The organism is Ferrovibrio sp., assembly GCF_017994015.1.
GTDB lineage: Bacteria > Pseudomonadota > Alphaproteobacteria > Ferrovibrionales > Ferrovibrionaceae > Ferrovibrio.
In genome coordinates this window covers 75765-95489 of the sequence record NZ_JAGOLP010000010.1, presented here as the reverse complement: position 1 = coordinate 95489, position 19725 = coordinate 75765, and the positions used below count along the sequence as shown (strand labels likewise).

18 protein-coding genes are annotated in these 19725 nt (G+C 63.8%); 6 read left to right on the top strand and 12 right to left on the bottom strand.

The genetic code is table 11. From position 1 onward, the window contains the following. The 8 genes from KBB36_RS08060 to ahcY all read right to left on the bottom strand — a co-directional run. Positions 1 to 332 (bottom strand): DUF1223 domain-containing protein (locus KBB36_RS08060; protein WP_290978507.1); only part of this gene is annotated, 332 nt, incomplete at its 3' end. Next, a complete protein-coding gene (gene addA / locus KBB36_RS08055) occupies positions 329 to 3814 on the bottom strand; it encodes a double-strand break repair helicase AddA (protein WP_290978505.1) in 3486 nt (1161 codons plus the stop codon). The genes addA and KBB36_RS08060, both read right to left, overlap by 4 nt. Next, on the bottom strand, positions 3811 to 6759 hold the full coding sequence (addB, locus tag KBB36_RS08050; RefSeq protein ID WP_290978503.1) for a double-strand break repair protein AddB: 2949 nt from the start codon (positions 6757 to 6759) through the stop codon (positions 3811 to 3813). Before addB ends, addA begins: the two co-directional genes overlap by 4 nt. Next, positions 6743 to 7477: a nucleotidyltransferase family protein gene (locus KBB36_RS08045; protein ID WP_290978501.1), complete on the bottom strand. Its 735-nt coding sequence runs from the start codon at positions 7475 to 7477 to the stop codon at positions 6743 to 6745. Before KBB36_RS08045 ends, addB begins: the two co-directional genes overlap by 17 nt. Then, positions 7474 to 8481 carry a phosphotransferase gene (locus tag KBB36_RS08040; RefSeq protein WP_290978499.1) on the bottom strand — a complete coding sequence of 336 codons (1008 nt, stop codon included), beginning with the start codon at positions 8479 to 8481 and terminating at the stop codon, positions 7474 to 7476. The genes KBB36_RS08045 and KBB36_RS08040 overlap by 4 nt, the downstream gene beginning before the upstream one ends. After that, a complete protein-coding gene (gene tsaE, locus KBB36_RS08035; protein ID WP_290978497.1) occupies positions 8478 to 8942 on the bottom strand; it encodes a tRNA (adenosine(37)-N6)-threonylcarbamoyltransferase complex ATPase subunit type 1 TsaE in 465 nt (154 codons plus the stop codon). Before tsaE ends, KBB36_RS08040 begins: the two co-directional genes overlap by 4 nt. Positions 8943 to 8951: 9 nt before the next feature. After that, positions 8952 to 11048 carry a PAS-domain containing protein gene (locus tag KBB36_RS08030; protein ID WP_290978495.1) on the bottom strand — a complete coding sequence of 699 codons (2097 nt, stop codon included), beginning with the start codon at positions 11046 to 11048 and terminating at the stop codon, positions 8952 to 8954. 69 nt (positions 11049 to 11117) lie between these two features. Then, positions 11118 to 12509, bottom strand: a complete 1392-nt coding sequence (ahcY, locus tag KBB36_RS08025) for an adenosylhomocysteinase (RefSeq protein ID WP_290978493.1) — start codon at positions 12507 to 12509, stop codon at positions 11118 to 11120. A 173-nt stretch (positions 12510 to 12682) separates the two neighbouring features. On the opposite strand from ahcY, the gene KBB36_RS08020 reads away from it, so the two are divergent. Together KBB36_RS08020 and KBB36_RS08015 are read left to right on the top strand one after the other, a co-directional pair. Beyond that, positions 12683 to 12895: an AbrB/MazE/SpoVT family DNA-binding domain-containing protein gene (locus tag KBB36_RS08020; protein WP_290978491.1), complete on the top strand. Its 213-nt coding sequence runs from the start codon at positions 12683 to 12685 to the stop codon at positions 12893 to 12895. Beyond that, positions 12895 to 13284 carry a type II toxin-antitoxin system VapC family toxin gene (locus tag KBB36_RS08015; RefSeq protein ID WP_290978489.1) on the top strand — a complete coding sequence of 130 codons (390 nt, stop codon included), beginning with the start codon at positions 12895 to 12897 and terminating at the stop codon, positions 13282 to 13284. Before KBB36_RS08020 ends, KBB36_RS08015 begins: the two co-directional genes overlap by 1 nt. Positions 13285 to 13336: 52 nt before the next feature. Here KBB36_RS08015 and KBB36_RS08010 read toward each other — a convergent pair whose 3' ends face one another. Both KBB36_RS08010 and KBB36_RS08005 read right to left on the bottom strand, forming a co-directional pair. Beyond that, entirely contained in the window at positions 13337 to 14527 is a 1191-nt protein-coding gene (locus tag KBB36_RS08010; protein WP_290978487.1) for a sugar-transfer associated ATP-grasp domain-containing protein, read from the bottom strand. 105 nt (positions 14528 to 14632) lie between these two features. Next, positions 14633 to 14815 (bottom strand): hypothetical protein, encoded by a 183-nt coding sequence (locus tag KBB36_RS08005; RefSeq protein ID WP_290978485.1) that lies wholly within the window; start codon positions 14813 to 14815, stop codon positions 14633 to 14635. A gap of 176 nt (positions 14816 to 14991) precedes the next feature. Between KBB36_RS08005 and KBB36_RS08000 the strand changes: the two genes are divergently transcribed. From KBB36_RS08000 to KBB36_RS07985, 4 genes are all read left to right on the top strand, one after another. After that, positions 14992 to 15936 carry a hypothetical protein gene (locus tag KBB36_RS08000; RefSeq protein WP_290978483.1) on the top strand — a complete coding sequence of 315 codons (945 nt, stop codon included), beginning with the start codon at positions 14992 to 14994 and terminating at the stop codon, positions 15934 to 15936. An 11-nt stretch (positions 15937 to 15947) separates the two neighbouring features. After that, entirely contained in the window at positions 15948 to 16784 is an 837-nt protein-coding gene (locus KBB36_RS07995; RefSeq protein WP_290978481.1) for a sulfotransferase domain-containing protein, read from the top strand. Positions 16785 to 16846: 62 nt separating this feature from the next. Further along, on the top strand, positions 16847 to 17116 hold the full coding sequence (locus tag KBB36_RS07990; RefSeq protein WP_290978479.1) for a PqqD family protein: 270 nt from the start codon (positions 16847 to 16849) through the stop codon (positions 17114 to 17116). A gap of 2 nt (positions 17117 to 17118) precedes the next feature. Continuing rightward, the gene (locus KBB36_RS07985; protein ID WP_290978477.1) at positions 17119 to 18996 is read left to right on the top strand and encodes an asparagine synthase-related protein; all 1878 of its coding nucleotides are present in this window, start codon (positions 17119 to 17121) and stop codon (positions 18994 to 18996) included. A gap of 29 nt (positions 18997 to 19025) precedes the next feature. On the opposite strand, the gene KBB36_RS07980 is transcribed toward KBB36_RS07985, so the two are convergent. Beyond that, positions 19026 to 19310, bottom strand: a complete 285-nt coding sequence (locus KBB36_RS07980) for an HPr family phosphocarrier protein (protein WP_290978475.1) — start codon at positions 19308 to 19310, stop codon at positions 19026 to 19028. Then, on the bottom strand, positions 19310 to 19717 hold the full coding sequence (locus KBB36_RS07975; RefSeq protein ID WP_290978473.1) for a PTS sugar transporter subunit IIA: 408 nt from the start codon (positions 19715 to 19717) through the stop codon (positions 19310 to 19312). Before KBB36_RS07975 ends, KBB36_RS07980 begins: the two co-directional genes overlap by 1 nt. Positions 19718 to 19725 lie beyond the last annotated feature (8 nt).

Below are 19725 nucleotides of genomic sequence, written 5' to 3'. Positions count from 1 at the left end.
ACCATGGCCTGTGGTGTGAAGACCTGGCGCGAGCCACCATGGCGCGCATAAGCCTGCTGGCGTTCGACATGGCCGCGTTTGCCGAATGTGTCACGCCAGCCGAGATAATCCCAGTAATCCACATGCAGCGACAGCGCGATCACGCCCGGCTGCTTGGCCCATTCATGCATCAGCGCATCGGCTGGCGGGCAGGAACTACAGCCCTGGCTGGTGAACAATTCGATCACCACCGGGGCGTTCGCCTTGGCCGCATCGGGCGCCGCATGCGCCGGCCTTGGCCATCGGGCCAGCAGCGGCAGCGTCAGCAGCAGGGAAAATTGGCGGCGGTTCATGGCAGCAAGCTAGGGTTCGGCGTCGCCCGGGGCGAGTCACGATGCAGTGAAGCCGCCAGCAAGGCTGGCGGCAGCGGCATCAGCGCCGGCGCATGGGTCCACAGCAAGGCGGCAACAATCTCATGCTGTGGGAAAATACCGCGTAAAAGCTCGGTATACAGCGCCATCTGGCGCAAATAGGCCGGATCGGTGGCGGCGGCCTCGGCTGGTGGCGGCCGGTCGGTTTTGTAATCCAGCACCAGCACCTGATCCGGCATCACAATCAGGCGATCAACCCGGCCCACCACAATCTGCTCACCCACCATGCCGGCAAGTGGCGCTTCAACTCGGGCCTCGGCGCTGAATACCGGCGCAAAAGCCGGATGTGCCAGCACCGCCAGCACTTCGCGGCGCAATTCCGCCTGCATTTCCGGCGTCAGATCATGGCCGGGATGGGCCAGGAAACGGCTGGCGGCGGCTTCCTGTTCGGCTGCGGGCAAGTCGGGCAGGCTTTGCAGCAGGCGATGCACCAGCCGGCCGCGTTGCAGCCCGGCGCGATTGCGCGGCAGTGCCGGGCTGGGCGGCGGCGCCGGCTCACGCGCCGGGCGCGAGGGCGCCAAGGGCAGCGCCGGCACCGGCTCGGCCGGCGGTAGCGCCTGGCTCCAGGCCGGCAGCGGCAGCACCGGGCGGTCGGCTGCCCGTGGCTTGGGCTTTTCGGCATCCTGGCCGGCATTCTCAAAACGCTGCGCCACGTCGCCCCAGGGTAAGTCCACCGCCTGCACATCCGGCAGGCGGTCGAAGGCGGTTTGCACCAGGCTGTACCAGCTTTCCGGCGCCGGGCCGCTTTTCACCGTCCTGCCGTTGAGATAGCCGGCCACGATCAGCCGGTCCTGCGCCCGGGTCAGGGCAACATACAGCAGGCGGCGGTATTCCTCGCGCTGGGCAAGCTGCCGGGCCTGGCGCAGGGCGGCTGAAAGCGGCACATCGAATTCCTTGCGCGGCGGCCAGAACAGCGCCGGCCTGGCCTCGGGCTGATCCCGCGCTCCGGCTTCGCGCCATAACAAACCCTCATCCTCACGCGCCACCGGCAGGTCGCAGGTATCGGGCAGGATCACCACCGGCGCTTCCAGCCCCTTGGCACCATGCACGGTCAGCACGCGCACTTCGTCGCGGCCTTGTTCAAGATCGCGCTTGATCTCGCCGGCATGATCGTCGAACCAGGCCAGAAAGCCTTGCAGGCTCGGCGGTTCCTCGCGCTCAAAATGGATACAGGCAGCCAGGAATTCATCAATCGGCTCATCGGCCTCCCGGCCCAGCCGCGCCAGCAGGCGGCGGCGCCCGCCACCAGCCCCCAGCAATTCGGCATAAAAGGCAAAAGGCGGCGCACGATCAGCGCGTAGCAGCAGGCCGCCCAGTTCATCCAGCGCCCGGCGCCAATGCAGCTGCTCATCGGCCCGTTCGCGCAGATTGCGCCACAGCGTGGCCGGCCGCTCATGGCACAGGGCGAACAAATCCTCTTCGCTGAAATTGAATAACGGGCCTTTCAACACCGTGGCCAGGGTCAGGTCGTCATCCGGCAGCACGCAGAAATGCCCCAGCGCCAGCAGGTCCAGCACCGCCATCTGCTCGGCCAGCTGCATGCGGTCGGCACCCGCAACCGGCACGCCGGCCAGCTTCAATTCGCGCACCATGGCGTCGAAGAAGGCATTGCGCCGCCGCACCAGGATCATCACATCGCCGGCGGTGAGCATGCGGCCCTGGCCAGGCAGCCATTCGCGGCCAAGCCAGCCTTTCACCTGCGCGGCAATGCGGCGTGCCAGGGTGATGCGCGGATCGTCGGCGCCGATATAATCCAGCGGCGCATCCCAGGCTTCCGGCTGTTCCAGTGCCGGCGGCGCCAGTGCCGGCCATAAGTCAACCCGGCCCGGCGCCTCGGCGCGGCGCGCACGATGCAGCAGGGTGTCGTCCGGCTCCACCACGCCGCCCTTTGCCTCAGCCACGGCAAACACTTCATCCACCAGCCGCAGCACGGCCGGGGTGGAGCGGAACGACATCTGCAAGGGCAGCACGCGGAAGCTGGCTTCGGCAGCTTCCGCGGCGCGGCGGAAATGGTCGCGCATCGCCAGGAAGGTTTTTGGCCGCGCGCCCTGGAAGGAATAGATTGATTGTTTCACATCGCCCACGGCAAACACCGTGCGCAGGCCCGGCCGGGCGCCGGCACCGGTGAAAAAATCCTCAGCCAGGGCCTCGATCACACGCCACTGGTCGGGGCTGGTATCCTGGGCTTCATCCACCAGGATGTGGTCGATGCCCTGATCCAGTTTGAACATCACCCAGGCCACGCGGGTCGGTTCCACCAGCAGGTCGCGGCTGCGCAGGATCAGGTCGTCGTAATCCAGCAGGCCCTCGCGGCGCTTGGCGGCAGCATAGGCCGCCAGCAACTGCTCGCCGATGCGCAAAAGCGCCGCGCTGGCTTCCAGGATCGCCAGGGCATTCAGCCGGTCGCGCAGCAGCATCAGGCGCTGCTGCTCGGCTTTCAACACGTCATCGGCGTCGGGCGCCAGTTTCAGGCTTTCCTTATAGGCCAGTGTTTTGGTCGGCTCGCCCTTGGCGGTGAAAAACGCCGGCAGCCATTGATCTGCCAGCAGATCCGGCGGCAGGTTCTGCTCCAGGCAGGGCGCCAGGATGGCGGCCAGGTCGGTATCCTTCTTGCCGCCCTGTGCCAGCGCGGCCACGGCGCGGCGCAGATCGTCCCAGGCCAGGCCACGGCGATGCGCTTGCAGCATGCCATCGCGGCTGACGCCGGCCGGCAGGTCCAGTTCCTGCGCCAGCGCGGCTATGGCACCTTCGGCGCCGCCTTCGGCTTCCAGCCACAAGGCCAGGTCGCGGCGTTTGTTGAGCAAAGCCTTGAGCAGATCGGCAAATCGGCCATCGCTCAGCCGTTCGGCCAGGAATAGCAGCGCGTCATTCAATGCCGCATCCTGGCTCGCCTGGCGCAGCACGGTTTCGCGTGCGGCATGCAGCAGGGCGGCGGCGCGGGCATCGTCGGCCACGTTGAAATGTGGCGGCACGCCGGCTTCCACCGGAAAGCGCTTGAGCAGGGCTTCGCAGAAGGCATGCACGGTTTGCAGCCGCAAGCCGCCCGGCGCTTCCAGCGTGCGGGCAAACAGCCGGCGCGCAATATCCAGGTCGGCGGCGTTTGCGGGGCGGCTCAGCAGGTCGGTCAGCGCATCGCGCAGTTTGTCTTCCGGCAGCAAGGCCCAGGCCGCCAGGCGTTTGTTCAGACGGATCGCCATTTCGGCGGCGGCGGCCTTGGTGAAGGTAAGGCACAGGATGCCGCCCGGCCGGGTGCCGGCCAGCAGCAGGCGGGTGACACGATCCACCAGCACGCTGGTCTTGCCCGAGCCGGCATTGGCCGCCACCCAGGCAGAAAGCCCGGGATCGGCGGCGCCGCGCTGGTTGCCGGTATGCAGCAGCAGATCGGCCCTGGCCTGTTCGCTCATGTCTCATCCCCCTGCAAGCTGCGCTCGGCGGCGCGGGCAAGGTGATCGTAATCGCCGGCATAATCGATGAATTGCGGGCGCGGGCGTGACAGATAGGGCGTGGCCGGGTCGTCGAATTTCGCCACCCACAGGCGCAGCCTTTCCAGCGCCAGATCGGCCAGTTCATCGGCTGGCGGCACCGGCTCCTTGGCTTTCGGGCTGCTTTCGATGCGGCGTTCCTCGCCCGGCTTCTCGCCGCCATGCAGGCGGATATACACCAGTTCCGCCACCGGCCCCGGCGCCAGGCTGGCAAAGCCGCCAGCCTTGGCAATGGCGGCTTCCAGCGCCAATTGCGGCGACAGGCCGCTATAAACCTGCTTTTCCGTGGGCGGCGTGCCGGTCTTGTAATCCAGCACCGCCAATGCGCCATTGCGATGGCGGTCGATGCGGTCGGCACGGGCCTTGAGGGTGAAATCGCCGGCCACCAACAGGCTGCCATCCTGCTCCAGCAAAGCCGGGCGGAACCCTCGTGCGCGCCGCTCGCGTTCATAGCCGATAAACCAGCGCATGGCGCGCTCGAAGCGTGGCCACCACAAAGCCGCCACCTCGGCACGGTTGAGCCAGGGGGCAAATTCGGCGCGGCCCAGTTCCAGCAATTCGGCCAGCGCGGTGGCATCATCGGGCAGCGTATCGCCGTGGCGTTTGAGGAAAATATGCAAAGCCGTGTGTATCGCCGTGCCGCGCAGCCGCGCATCTACCGGCTCGGCCAGATCGCCAAGCTTGGGCAGTTTCAGCACGCGCTTGGCATAGAGCGCATAGGGGTCGCGCACCCAGAGTTCGATATCGGTAACCGACAGGCTGCGGGGTCGTGCCGCCAGCGGCGGTGTCGGGCGCGGCGGCTGCGGGGTCTGGAAGTGCGCCGGCTGGTCAAGCTGTGCCGCCCAGTCGAGATATTGCGGCGCCAGCGTGGCGGCCCAGCGTGGATCGTCGCCTAAGCGGGCTTCCAGCCGCAGTAGCCAGCGCGCCGGCACGGTGGGGGTGCCATCCAGCTTGGCGGCGCGGCTCAGGATCACATCCGGGCGCGCGGCGGCCTGCACAAAGTCATGCGCGGTCTGGCCCAAGCGGCGTTCCGGCGGCGGCAGGCCCAGGGCAGCGCGCATCGGCCGGCTCAACCAGGCATCTTCCTTGGCCTGCGGCGGCCAGGTGCCTTCATTCAGGCCGCCCAGGATAATGCGGTCGGCATGCACCAGGCGGGCTTCCAGCAGGCCCAGGATGGCCAGGCGCGGATGGCTGCCATAGCGGGGCCGCACCACATGGCCTTGCAGCAGGGCTTCAAACAGCCGTGGCCAGGCCGCCACCGGCAAAGGCCCCAAAGCCGCGCCCTGTTCCTGCCATTCCAGCATCAGGCCGTGCAACGCCTCGCCGGCCTCGCGCTGCCATAGCGGCGGGGTTTCGCCCGGCGGCGGCGCGGCCAGCGCTTCGGCGCTTTGCACCAAAGCCTGCGCCAGTTGCGGCAGCCCGGCCTCCGGCTGTGCCATCACATCCAGCAGCGGCGTGCAGGCCTGGCGCAGTTTTTCCAGCAGCGGCAGCAGGTCGTCATGCTGGCCGGGTTTCAGCATGCCTTGGATGGCTGCCAGTCCCTCGCCGGGAAGCGGGCCACGGCGCATGGCCGCCTTTTCCAGCCGCCGCACCCAGCGCAGCAAGTCGCGCCGGGTTTCGCCCAGGGCGCAGAAAGGGTGTTTTAGCAAGGCCAGCAGCGGCACCGGCGCAAAACCCTGGCCGATGCTGGCCATGCAGAGGCGCAGGAAAACCGCCGGTGCGGTTTCCGCGAGGGCGCGGCCGGCGCTGTCATCCACCGCGATGCCGTAGCGCTGCAATTCCGCCGCCACGCGCCGCGCCAGGCCACGATCCGGTGTGATCAGCGCGGCGGTGCGGCCAGGCTGTTCCAGGCTTTCGCGCAGCGCCAGGGCAATGGCCAGGGCCTCCTCGCGCGGGCCGGGCGCTTCCAGCCGTTGCAGGCCGGCAAAGGCGGCATCGGGCGGCGGCGGCAATTCGCGCCAGCGATTAGTTTCGCCGGGCGGCAGCAATGCCTCGCCCAGCAGGGCGGCACGGGCCGGGCTAGCACTGGCCTCGGGCCAGGGCTGTACATCGCCGCGCGTGGCGCCCAGCTTGTTCAGCAGCAGGGCCAGGGCATGTTGCGGATGGGTGGGTTCGTCCAGCGCGCCTTGCCAGGCGGTTTCGCTCAAGGCCAGATCCAGCCCGGGCAGCACCACGGCGCCCTGCGGCAGCCGCGCCACCAGATGCAGCAGCCGCGCAGTGGCCGGGATGGTGCCGGTGGAGCCTGCGGCAATCACCGGATCGGCCGGCGGGTGCTGCCGCCAATGCTCGATCCAGGCCTGCATGCTGTTGCGGCGATGTTCGGCGGCATCCAGCCCGTTGCGTTCGGCCTTGATCGCCGGCCAGTGCTGGCGGATCACGCCCAGGAAATCCAGCGTCACCTGCCAATGTTGCGCCAGTTCCGCCGGCACGATCTCGGGCAGGCGGTCGAGGCCCACTTCTTCGGTGGCGGCGGCATCCAGCAGGTCGCCCAGGCTCAGCGCCAGGCTGTAGGCATTGGCGATGTCGCCACCGGCCAGCGGCGCGGTGCGCAGCAGTCGGGTCAGCAGCAGGGCGCGTTCCAGATCGGGGATCGGCAGCCGGCCATCGCCGTTCAGGCCGCGCAGGTCCAGTTCATCCTCGTCCACATCGCCCAGCGGCCGGATGCCGGGCAGCAGCAGGGCGGCGCCCTGGCGCTGGCGCAGGAAGGCTTCGGCCAGGCTGCGGCAGGCGCGCCGTGTCGGCAGCAGGATGGTGACGCGGGAAAGCGCCAGCGGGTCGGCGCCAAAGCGGCGCAGGATGCCTGCGGCCAGCGCCTCCAGGAAGGGCGCGCCGGCCGGGATATTGTACAGTTCAGGGCCGCCGGCCATGCAGCAAAGCCTCGGCTTGCCTGAGGCCGGCATGGTTGCCCACATCCATCCAGTCGCCTTCATGGCGATAGCCGAATAAGCGCCCGGCCTCGATGGCGCGATCATAGAGCAGGTTGAGTGAGAAGCGCCCGGCTGGCGCATCGCGGAACAGCGCCGGAGACAGGATTTGCACACCCGTATAAACAAACGGCGCCACGCTGCGCTGTTCGCGCCGGGTCAGCCCGCCAAGCTGGTCCATGGTGAAATCACCCATGCCGTCATAGCCGGTGGCATGGATGGTGGGTTGCAGCAGCAGCAGGCCGTCCATTGCCGCCGGATCGAAGCGCGCCGCCAGGCGGCGCAGCGCATTGCCGCGCATATCGCGCCAGATCAGATCGGCATTCACAGCGAAAAATGGCGCATCGCCCCCATGTGGCAGCAGGAGCGGCAGGGCATGCAGGATGCCGCCGCCGGTTTCCAGCAGGGCATCGCTCTCATCTGAAATCACGGTTTCGATGTCATTGCGCTGTGCCAGATGCTGGCGGATTTGCTCGCCCAGCCAATGCACATTCACCACAGCGCGGCGCACGCCCACTTCCACCAGACGATCCAGGCAGCGATCCAGCAAGCTGCGCCCGGCCACCTCGATCAGCGGCTTCGGCGTGGTTTCGGTCAACGGGCGCAGGCGGGTGCCGAGGCCGGCAGCCAGCACCATGGCAGTTTGCGGCAGGGCGATCATGCGGCGTACTCCAGGCCGGGCAGTGGCTGGCGGCGCAGATCGGCCGGTACGGCGGCATCGATCCAGGCGCGCAAGGCGGCCAGATCGGGATGTGCCAGGTCGCGCTCCAATAAGCCCCACATGCGCGGCATGAATGCCTGATAGCCGGGTTTGCCGTCGCGTTTCCACAGCCGGGTGAAAATACCGATGATGCGGATATTGCGTTGTGCGCCAAGAATGGCATAGGCGCGGCGGAAGCTTGCTTCATCCAGGCCGCTGCCGGCGATGTAGCGGTTCAGCATCGCCTCGGCCAAAGCTGGTGCCACATCGCGCCGCGCATCCTCCAGCAGCGATACCAGGTCATAGGCCGGATGGCCGGCCACGGCATCCTGAAAATCCAGCAGGCCAACCCGGGCGCTGCCCTGGCGACGGGGCAGCCAGAGCAGGTTTTCGGCATGGAAATCGCGCAACACGGCAATTGGCTGCGGCATAATGGCGGCCGGCGCCAATTCGGCCAGCAAGGCATCAAAGGCCGCGCGCTGTGCCGGCGGCGTCGGCTGGCCGGTCAGGGCCGGCAGATACCAGTCGGGAAACAGCCCGGCTTCGTCCACCAGTCGCGGCACATCATAGGGCGCCAGATCGGCCGGCGCGGCCAACTTGTGCAGTTCCAGCAGGCAATCGATGGCGGCGGCATACAGTGTGTGTTCATCATTGCCGGCCTGGCGCAGCAATCGGGCATAGAGGTCGTCGCCCAGGTCTTCCAGCAGCAGAAAACCCTGCGCGGCATCTTCGGCCAGGATTTGCGGGGCGCTGAAACCCTGCTGTGCCAGCCAGCGCGCCATGCGGGTGAAGGGGCGCACATCCTCCTGTGGTGGCGGCGCATCCATCAGCACGGCGGTTTCGCCGCCGCGATGCAGGCGTTCATAGCGCCGGAACGAGGCATCGCCGGCCAGCGGGCGGCGTTCGGCATCGCCCCAGCCGCTGTGATTCAGGAAGCTTTGCGAAAGGCTCAAACGGTCGGTCATGGTTCCAGGCCGGCAAGGCGCGGCGCCCAATCGGGCGGGCCGCTGAAGCTAAGGCTGCGGTTGGTATCCTGGCCCAGTGCCAGGCTGAGCGTGAGGGCGCCGCGTGGGATGGCCCCCTCCAGCCGTTCGGGCCATTCGATCACGGCTATGCCCTCGGCATAGATGTCTTCCAGGCCCAGTTCATCGGCTTCGCGCGGATGGCTGATGCGGTAGAGGTCAACATGCCAAAGCGGGCTAGCCGGCGTGTCATAGGTCAGCACAATATTGAAGCTCGGGCTTGGCACTTCGATGGCGGCGCCGCACAAGGCGCGGATCAGGGCGCGGGCGAAGCTGGTTTTGCCGGCACCAAGCGGGCCTTGCAGCAGCAGCACATCGCCGACGCGCAGGCGTGGCGCCAGCGCCTGGGCCAGCCGGGCAGTGGCGGCTTCATCCCGCAGGGTCAGGGTGAGCAGGTCGGGCATGGGGTGATTCTAGAGTGGCCGCTCAGGCGCCGCAATCGCGCCAGCCAGGATCGGCAGGGTGATTTGCACGCCCTGCATATCGGGCAGGGAGGTTACGCTGCCGCCATGCAACTCGATGAGGCCGCGCGCCACCAGCAGCGACAGGTCGGCATGGCCCTGGCGCCGCTCGGCGGTTGACACCAGATCAGCGAACAGGCGCGGCGGATTGAGCGGGGCATGGCCGCCGCTGCGGCAAGCGATGCTGAGTAGCAGGCCGTGTTTGTCGGTTTTGCCGCAGGTCAGCCGTACCTCGCCGCCCTGCGGCGTGCCGTTCAAGGCCGCCATCATCACGCTGCCTAAAGCCTGGCGCAGCCGCTGCGCATCGCCCTGGCAGGCCGGCAGGTCGGCTTGCGGCGCAACCTCCAGCACCACGCCACGATGTTCGGCCAGTTCACGCCAGGCCGGCACAGTTTCGGCCCAGAGTTCGTCGGGGGCGAAGGCCGCCGGTTCCAGCGCCAGTTGCCCCACCTCAATGGCGGCGATCACGATGATGTCGTCCAGCAGGCGCAGCAGATGCCGCGAGGCCTGCATGATGTCGCGGCCATATTCGGCCTGGCGCGCATTGACCGGGCCGAGAATGCCCTGCGACAGCACTTCGGTCATGCTGATCAGGGTGCCGAGCGGCGAACGCAATTCATGCGTGATATTGGAGATGAAGGCCGCGTTCATGCGGTCGGTGCGTTCCAGCGCCTCGTTGCGTTCGCGCAAAGCGCGCTCAATGCGGATCGAGTCGGAAACATCCATATAGGTGTAGAGCATGGCGCCATCGGGCAGCGGCACACTGGCATAGTCGATCACACGGCCATCGCCGCGCTCCATGCGGCCCTGGCTGGCGCGGCGCGCGGCAAAGCCGTCGATGGCCTGTTCGCGCCAAGTCAGCCAGTCATTGCCATGCTGCATCAAAGGCCGCGTCGCTTCCAGCAATTCGGTGATATGCGGTTGGTGGTTCAGCATATCGGGCGCCAATTGCCACAATTCGGCAAAGGCGCGGTTATACAGCGACAGCCGGCCATCCGGGCCATACACCACCACCGCCTCGTAGAGATTATCCAGCGTGGCACGCTGCACCGCGATCAGCGTGTTGGTGGCGCGTTCCAAGGTCAATTGCCGGGTCACGTCATCATAGGCAAAAAACAGCCCGCCCGAGGGATAGGCGCTGATCACCAGCCGCAAGGTGGAGCCATCGGGCAGGTGGATCAGTTCCTCCTGGCGCTCGATCACGGTGGTGAACAGGCCAAGCTGGGCGCGTTTATAGGCCTGCCAGTCAATCTGCTCGGGCAGCCGGCGGCTGGCGCGCAACTGCTCCAGCACTTCGCCAAAAGTCGGGCGCTGTTCAAGCCAGGCTTCATCAAGCTGCCAGAGCCGGGCGTAGGCGCGGTTCCACAGCACCAGCTTCTTGTCGGCGCCATAAATCGCGGTGGCGGTGGAGATGGTGCGCAGCACTTCCAGATGCGCTTCCATATGGCGGCGCAACTGGCCGCGCGCATCGGCTTCCGGGGTGATGTCCTGGGCGAAGCCGAGAAAACCATCCGGCAGCGGCACTTCGAAAATGCGGTAATTGCGCCGGTCGCCCTCGGCCACAAAGCGGCGCTCCTCGGCCACCGGATGGCCGGCTTCGCGGGCTTCGCGGGCCAAGCCGCGCGGGCGATCCAGATCATGCGCCGAGGCCAGTTCGATGCCGCGCGCCACCACATCGGTCGGCGCCGCCTCGGTCATCTCGGCATAACGCAGGTTGACCCAGACCAGCGCGCCATCCGGCGCCCGGCGCCAGATCGGGAAGGGCGCGGCATCCAGCAATTGCGCCGCCTGGCGCCCGGCTTCCAGCAGGCGCTGGTTCTCGCCCAGCAGCGCTGCATGCTCCTGCGCCAGCAGGGCCAGGCGATCAGCTTCGGCGGCCAAGCCGGCATTGTCGGCGCGGGCCGCCGCCAGCGCAGCTTCATGCGAAGCCAGGCGCAATTGTGTTTCACGCAGGGCGGCGGAAACACGTTGGGCGCGGATTGCCTGCCAGCCGGCCAGCCCCAACAGGACCAGACCGGCGGCGGCAGCCGCGCCCAAGATGATATTCAAGCCCGCAATATCCACATCGCCCCCAATCAGCCAGCCCGATAATGGGCTGGCCGGGGTGGGATAGGCAAGTTAGTAGCGGTAATGATCCGGCTTGAACGGGCCGGTTTCGGCCACGCCGAGATACTTCGACTGCGCATCGGTGAGCTTGGTCAGGTGGGCGCCCACCTTGGCGAGATGCAGGCTGGCCACCTTCTCGTCAAGATGCTTCGGCAGGGTGTAAACCTGCTTGTCATACTTGCCCGGGTTGGTCCAAAGCTCGATCTGCGCCAGCACCTGGTTGGTGAAGGAAGCGCTCATCACAAAGCTGGGATGGCCGGTGGCATTGCCCAGATTGACCAGGCGGCCTTCCGACAGCACGATGATGCGCTTGCCATCGGTGAACTCAACTTCATCCACCTGCGGCTTCACATTGTGCCACTTGTAGTTCCGCAGCGCGCCGATCTGGATCTCGCTGTCGAAATGGCCAATGTTGCAGATGATGGCGCGGTGCTTCATGGCGCGCATATGCTCGATGGTGATCACATCGACATTGCCCGTCGCGGTGCAGAAGATGTCGCCCAGCGGGGCGGCTTCTTCCATGGTCACCACCTGGTAGCCTTCCATCGCCGCTTGCAACGCGCAGATCGGATCGATCTCGGTCACCATCACGCGGCAGCCGGCATTGCGCAGGGAAGCAGCCGAACCCTTGCCGACATCGCCGAAGCCGGCGACCACGGCCACCTTGCCGGCCATCATCACGTCAGTGCCGCGGCGGATGCCGTCCACCAGGCTTTCGCGGCAGCCATACAGGTTGTCGAATTTCGACTTGGTGACACTGTCATTCACGTTGATTGCCGGGAACAGCAGGCGGCCTTCCTTGGCCATGATGTACAGGCGATGCACACCGGTGGTGGTTTCCTCGGTCACGCCCTTGATGGCGGCGCCCATGCGCGAATACCAGCCCGGGGCTTCTTTCAACTTCTTGGCGATGGCGGCGTAGAGGACGGTTTCTTCCTCATTGGTCGGCTTGGAGATGACGGAGGCATCCTTCTCCGCCTGCATGCCGAGATGGATCAGCAGGGTGGCGTCGCCGCCATCATCCAGGATCATGTTCGGCGTGCCGCCATCGGCCCATTCGAAGATGCGGTGGGTGTAATCCCAGTATTCTTCCAGCGATTCGCCCTTGATGGCGAAAACCGGGGTGCCGGCAGCAGCGATGGCGGCGGCGGCATGGTCCTGGGTCGAATAGATGTTGCACGAGGCCCAGCGCACATCGGCGCCCAGCGCCTTCAGCGTCTCGATCAGCACGCCGGTCTGGATCGTCATATGCAGCGAGCCGGCAATGCGGGCGCCTTTCAGCGGCTGCGTCGGGCCGTATTCCTCGCGCGTGGCCATCAGACCGGGCATTTCGGTCTCGGCCATATCCAGTTCCTTGCGGCCCCAATCGGCCAGGCTCATATCCTTCACAACATAATCAGTCATCGTCGCATGCTCCGCGTTTACCGGCTTCGGTTGGCGGGGTTTGTAGCAGGGCTATGCCGGGCTGTCCAGAACTATATAAGGAAATGTTTATATAGGAATATAGGGCGGCTGGACGGCCTGGGCAGGATGTTGTATTCTTACCAAAACCCCATCGATTATTCAGAGGTAAGACAATGGCCGCTACCGCCACCTTGTCCAGCAAGTACCAGATTTCCATTCCCAAGGCCGTGCGCGAAGAACAGCATTGGCAGGCCGGGCAGGAATTTGTCTTCATCCCCAAGGGCAAAGGTGTGCTGATGATGCCGGTGCCGAAATTGGAGCAGTTGGCCGGCATCGCCAAGGGCGCCCGTACGGATGATTACCGTGACCGCAAGGACCGCTACTGATGGCGGCAAAGCTGTGCGTGGTTGATACCTCGGCCTGGATCGAATGGCTCACGGGCAGCGCGCTTGGCAAGAAACTGGGCAAGCTTTTTCCGGACAAGGCCCAGTGCATCGTGCCGACCATCGTCCAGCTTGAATTGTCGAAATGGCTGCTGCGCGAACTTGGCGAGGAACAGGCCGACCAAGTGATCGCCTATACGCAGAAATGCATCATTGTGCCGCTGGACACCACAATTGCCTTGCGCGCGGCAGACCTGCACCGCGCCTACAAGCTGGCCACCGCCGATGCCATCGTCTACGCCACGGCGCAACAGCAAGGCGCGGAATTGTTCACCTGCGATGCACATTTCAAAGGGCTGCCGGACGTGATGCTGTTTGCCAATATTGTATAGCCGACGTTGCGGCGCCGCATACCGTTCATTTCAACTACGGTCAGCAATCATATCAAGATGCTGCTTGCATCCAGTGCACCAGCAGGGGGGGCAGAGGACCTGCATCCAGCCCGTAAAGCCCGGGCAGGCAGGCAAGGATCCAACTGCCGCTGCTGTTGCCTTCCAGCAGCACTGGGCCGTTGGCGGTCGGGATGATATCCCAATGGACCAAAGCAAGCGGCGGCAAGGCGGCCATGGCACGCAAGGCAATCGCCACCGCGTCCCCAAAGCCAGGCAGCGTCCGGCCTGCCAGCGGGGCTGCATTCCAGCCAAGCTTGAATATCCGGTTCTCCGGCTCGCCCAGCACAAGGCCCGCCGCCATCTGACCGGTTCCCGGATCAATAGGCGCGTAAATAGTGCCATCAAGGAAGTGGCGAGGGTCGCGGCCGGGAAGACCGATGGAAAGCATTGCCGAGTGCAGGAAAGGCGCCGCACCCGGAAGGCGCGCCGTCACCAGCCGCAGCACGGGCGCACGGCCATCTACCATCAGGTCCGCCAAATCCGGTGCCGCGAGAAGCCGTTCTTGCAGCAACAGGTCATCCTGTTGTGCCAGCCGGGTCAATCGCGTCAGAAGGGCGGCATCCGTCACCAGTCTCTGATTCATCTGCCAAGCGCCGCTTACACGGGCCAAGGCAAAGCCACCGTGTCCGCCGGATCCATGCCGGGGCTTAACGAACAACTCGCCATCTAGCATGGCAATATCAGAAAGCTTAATCGTCTCGCCATGGCGGCAAAGTGCGCGCAATGCTGGAAAAACCACACCAATATTTGCCAAATGTCGAGCCGTGGCCAGTTTATCGGCCAGTAGCCGATGACCGGCTGCGTCGCCCAGCCTGAGCATTAATAGGGCCGCAATACGGGCGGGCAGAGGGTGAGGTGTTCCATACAATCGCTGCCAGAGATGGGCTTCCAAAGGGGAGGCGCCAGTCATCAGGCAATCGCGGAACAGCTGGCGGGCGCTGACAGCCTTAAAAGCCTGGGCAAAGGCAAGGCTTTGGTTCAATGCGGCCAACGGCCAGAGCAGCCGGTCGGCCAACCATAAGGTATCGCGCAATAGCAGCGGTTTGCTCCTGCACCAACTCTCGGCAGCCCACTGCCGCAAACTGGCAACTAGGCGGTCATCGCCTTTGGAACCTAAGATTTTTTTCTGCCCAGCCCAGCCCAGGCCGTCCCAAGGCAAACCTCGCCAGTATCTTTTCAACATCAATTGGCCTAGTCGCCAGGATCAATCGCGCGGGAATAGACGACAATATACCCAAGCGTGCGGACCCATCACTATGGAAACCGCACGGGATGATACAATGCGGGTTCAGGAACCCGACTTTAGAAAAGAAGGACCTTCCACACCTGACGTGCCACTACCATTGGTGATGGCGCTAATGTCAGCATCTTCAATCTCAGGATTGCTCCACGCTTTGCGCTGAAACGGTTCAGTGGTTTGACCGGCGGCAACCTGGGCTTCGTCAGAGAGCTTATTGGTGAAGTTGGGCATCGCTGACCTCTCTTATCACGGCACATCTTGACCCGCTAGCTAACATCAAACCGCCAGTTAATCAACGCAAGGCGATGTTTCGGTTTCGACCGCACAGCAGCAATACCAATACGGGTCAGACTTTTGTCTACCTGACGCGGCTTGCCAAGGTTTAGACTTGCTGGCAAACAGGATGCATGGTCGATAAATTAAACGCTAACCCCTATTATTATCGCATTTCTGGGTTGAATGTTGCGTCGGAAATTCCCCTGCCGATGAGATTGCCGCTGCAATCGACGGGAGATTTGAAAGTTGATGTGACGTTTTGCTTGGGTGATGTGCCGAAGCAGTTGGACCATAGCACCCATAGGGGTGCCAACTGGATGGCGAATAAAAATCAATTCCTGCTTGACCTGCCGCACATTGGCCGCTTCCTGGCTTACGATGGATGCCGGTTGATCATATGCCCCGCGTCCGGCATTGCGGTGGACGATATCCTGGTTTTTGCCACCGGCACGGCTTTGGCTGGTATTCTGTATCAGCGCGGCGCATGGCTGCTGCATGGATCGGCGGTGCTCGATAGCGGGCGTGCCTTTATGTTCTGCGGTCCAAGCGGAGCCGGCAAATCCACCCTGGCAGGCGCCCTAAGCCGGAACGGCTGCGATTTTCTGGCCGATGATGTCTGCTCCGTTGAACAGTCTGAATCCGGGCATACACTGATCCAGCCGGACGGGCGTGTGCTGCGGCTTTATAATGATAGTATCGCCCAAATTGGTCTCGCCGAGGCCGTAGGCTCCAGGGTGCGGCAGCGGATCGAGAAGTTCCACGTCATTCCACCCGGCAAGGCAACGTCGGGACTAGAGCCTGCCCCTCTGGCCGCTATCTATATTCTGGCCGATGCCAATACTGCCTTTCCATCTGCTATAACCTTGCTGTCGCCACTCACAGCAGCACAAGCTCTGCTGCATCAGACCTACCGTCGGCAATTGGCACTCGCCTATTGCAATCAAGGGAATTTGGTGGCCCGAACCGCCGCCCTGCTGTCTGAAATTCCGGTTTTTCTGTTTCATCGGCCGCACGATTTTGTCCATTTGAACGAAACTCTAGCTCGATTGCGGGCCCATTGGGATGAATTGCTCTAGGGAGAAAACCGATGGCGTTTTTTCCGCCCGGGCTTGTCTGGCTCGCCTCCTATCCCAAATCCGGTAATACCTGGATGCGCGTGTTGCTGGCCAACCTGTTGGCCGGCAAGGAACAGCCGGTCAACATCAACCATCTGTCTGAACCAGAGACACTGATGGGCAACTGGCGCTTTTCGGATGACATGCTGGTTGATCCCGATCTGCTGCACTGGCAGGAATTGGAACAAATGCGTCCGCTGCATTGCGACTTCGTTGCCAACAGCACGGCGTTTCCATTTTTTTGCAAAACACATGATCATTTTCGGGGAGTTCTCGGAAGGCCGATACTGGGGACGCGGGCGCGCGGCGCGCTTTACATCCTACGCGACCCGCGCGATGTGGCTGTGTCACTTAGCCATCATGCCAACCTGCCCTTGGATGCTGTGATCGCACAAATGGGCGATCCATTTTTCTCTGGTGGTAATTACAAGCAGCTGCGCTACCTGTTAGGCGATTGGGCCGGGCATGTATCGCAATGGACCGGGCAACGCTTGGTGAAGACCAAAGTCGTGCGCTACGAAGACCTGCGCAAGGACGCTGTAGGCATTCTGTGCGAGATAGTCGCCTTCCTTGATGGGAAGGCAACAAGGGCTGAAATTGAGCGTGCCGTTGCCTATTCCAGCCTGGATGAGCTTCAGCGGCAGGAAACCAGCAATGGCTTCCGGGAAAGCCAGCCTGGACAGAAACGTTTCTTCCGCTCCGGCCATGTCGGCGGGTGGCGAGCCGTGTTGACGCCGCCGCAGCTCCGCGCCATTGAGAAGCAATGCGCTGCCGTGATGGCGGAGTGGAGCTACCAGCAGGAAGGTTGAAGCCTTCGAATCTATCGCGCATGGTCGGTTGAAAATGTGCAGGGTTACTGGAAGGGAGGAAAATGATGCCGTTTTTGCATCGTAAAAGTGAGATTCTCGCAGCGCCACTCGCCGATACGATCTTGCTGATGAACGTCACGGTCGGCCGGTATCACAGCCTGATGAACCCGGTGGCCACCCGCATTTGGGAACTGCTCGCCGATCCGATTGACGAGGCGGAGCTGATTGCGCGGTTGGTGGCCGAATTCGAGGTGGCGCCAGAAGATTGTCGGCGTGAGGTTTCCAGCTTCCTCGCCAAGCTGCGCGAGAGAGACTTGCTGGTTGATGATTAAGTATGCGACTGATCTGCGGCATTCTGCATCTGGATGGTATTGCGGCAAGCGAATCTGTGTTGCGCCGCATGGCTGCCGCCATGACTGCGCTGGGCTTGGCCCCAGCAGTGACATGCCTGCTGGACGGGGCGATGGGCCTTGCCACGCTGGATTTTAGCGGTGCGGCTGGCGGGCTGACGGATCAAGATGGTTGGATGATCGCGGCCGATTTGCGGCTTGACCATGCTGTGGATAGTCCTGAAGCAACACTGCTGGATGCGGTGTGTCGTCATGGCGCAGATTTTCCGGATCATTTGCATGGCGATTATGCCGTCGCGTTGTGGCGACGCGAAACCGGGGAGCTCTGGCTGGGGCGGGATTTCATAGGGGTTCGGCCATTGGCCTGGACCTGGCAGCCAGGCCGCTGGTTTGCCTTTGCCAGCTTGCCCAAAGGCCTGCATGGCGTTGGCTTGGCCAGCACAGCCATTGATACGGCTGCTCTTGCAGCCAAACTCTGCCAAACCTATTTCGCCGGGCCTGATAGCGGTTTCAAGCACATTGCCTATCTGCAAGCCGGGCATAGTTTGCATGTTCAGTTGCAGGATAACAGCCCGCCACGTCCGCACCGCGCCTATCGTCCCGATCCAGCACTGGTGGGGAGCTGGCGTGGCACAGCCGAGCATGCGGCCGAAACCCTGCAACACTTGGTGCAAGAGGCAGTCATCGCCCGGTTGCCGGCAAGTGGCCCGGTGGCCAGCCATCTGACTGGCGGCCTGGATAGTTCCGCGATCACCATTCTGGCTGCACGCACCACCCGGCAACGAGACGACCAGGTGCTGGCGCTGAGCATGATGGCGCAGACAGCGATTGGGCCGGTAGAGCAGGATGAACGTCCGTTGATCGCGGCGGTGCTGAGTCAGGAATCGGATATTTCCCATCTGGCCGTCGATGACTTGCCGCCGATGCCAGGCCGGCCAGGGGATGCAGACTGGCCAGGAAGTGTGATCGGTGGGCCGGATGACGCGATGATGGCTGCTGCCGCAGCCTTCGGGGCCGACTGTATTCTCAGTGGTGTCGGTGGTGATGAAGGGGCGAGCTATAACGGGGCTAATCTCTATGCCAGTTTACTGCGGGCTGGCCGGCTACCCAGCCTGTTGCGCGCGTTGCCAGCGCGTGCGCGGAATGATGGTATCTCCCTGGCGGCCGCCATCCGCAATCGGCTTGTCTCGCCACTATTGCCCGATTTTCTGCGCCGTCGCCGTCGCATCGGCGTGATGGACAGCAAGCACGGGGCAGTGCGTTATCTGTCGCAGCAGATTCGAGAAAAAGTTGCCCAGCGCCGCATGCCGCCGGTTCTGCACAGCAACAGCCCCGCTGATCGCACAAGAGCATTTGCCGATCATCATATCCCGTCGCGATGTACCTATTATGCCATTATGGCAGCCCGGCACGGGTTGGCAGCCAGTTTTCCTTTGCTGGATCGGCGCATCGTGAATTTTATGCTTTCCCTGCCGATACAGCAGTTTTTGGCTGATGGGCAGAGTCGTCAACCATTCCGCCGTGCCATGCTTGGTATCCTGCCGGAGCCGGTGCGGCTGGCCCGGCACAAGGTGGGTCTTTTTGATCACCGCTTTATCCATTATGCGGATTATCGGGCAGATTTTTTGGCGATGCTGAATGTGCTGCGCAACGACACGCACCCCTTGGTGCAGGAAATATTTGATCTGGAAGCCATCCAGGCCGGGCTGGAATTACTGCCGAAACCCGATCAAGTAGAGCGGTTCATCCGAACAGAACCCGGCACGCTGCTCGGGGACAATCCGATCTGGGTGAGCGTTTTTGCTATGGAATGTCTGATAGCCGCTTGGCAGCTTTCGCAATTGCAGGACCTTGAGGGCTGATCCGCTGAGCTGCCCACGGGCTGGTGTGGTTATTCCGCTTCGCCGAAGCGGTTTTCCACCAGCTCCACCAAGGCCGACATGGCGGCGATGGCTTCCGCGCCGCTGGCGCTGATTTCGATGCTGGAGCCTTGGGTGCCGGCCAGCATCATCAGGCCCATGATCGATTCGCCATTCACGGTCTGGCCGTCCTTGGCCACCTGGATGCGGGCCTGCGGGTATTTCGCCACCACCTGCACAAACTTGGCCGCCGCGCGGGCATGCAGGCCGCGCTGGTTGACGATGGTGACCGAGCGGATGACAGCCGGGCTGTCCATCAATGTGATTCCCCGGCCAGCAGCTTGGAGGCGACATTGATATATTTGCGGCCGGCTTCCTGGGTGGCGGTGACGGCGGCGGCGAGGTCGCATTTGCTGCGAACCTGGGCCAGCCGGATCATCATCGGCAGGTTGACGCCGGCAATCACCTCAACATGGGCCTGGTTCATGATCGAGATGGCGAGATTGGAGGGTGTGCCGCCGAACATGTCGGTGAGCACAATGACGCCCTTGCCGGAATCGACGGCGGCAACGGCAGCCAGGATGTCCTGACGGCGCTGCTCCATGTCGTCATCGGGTCCGATGCAGACGGCGCGCATATTCTTCTGTGGGCCATGTACATGCTCGGTGGCGAGGATGAATTCCTCGGCCAGGCGACCATGGGTGACAACAACGATGCCGATCATGCCTATCG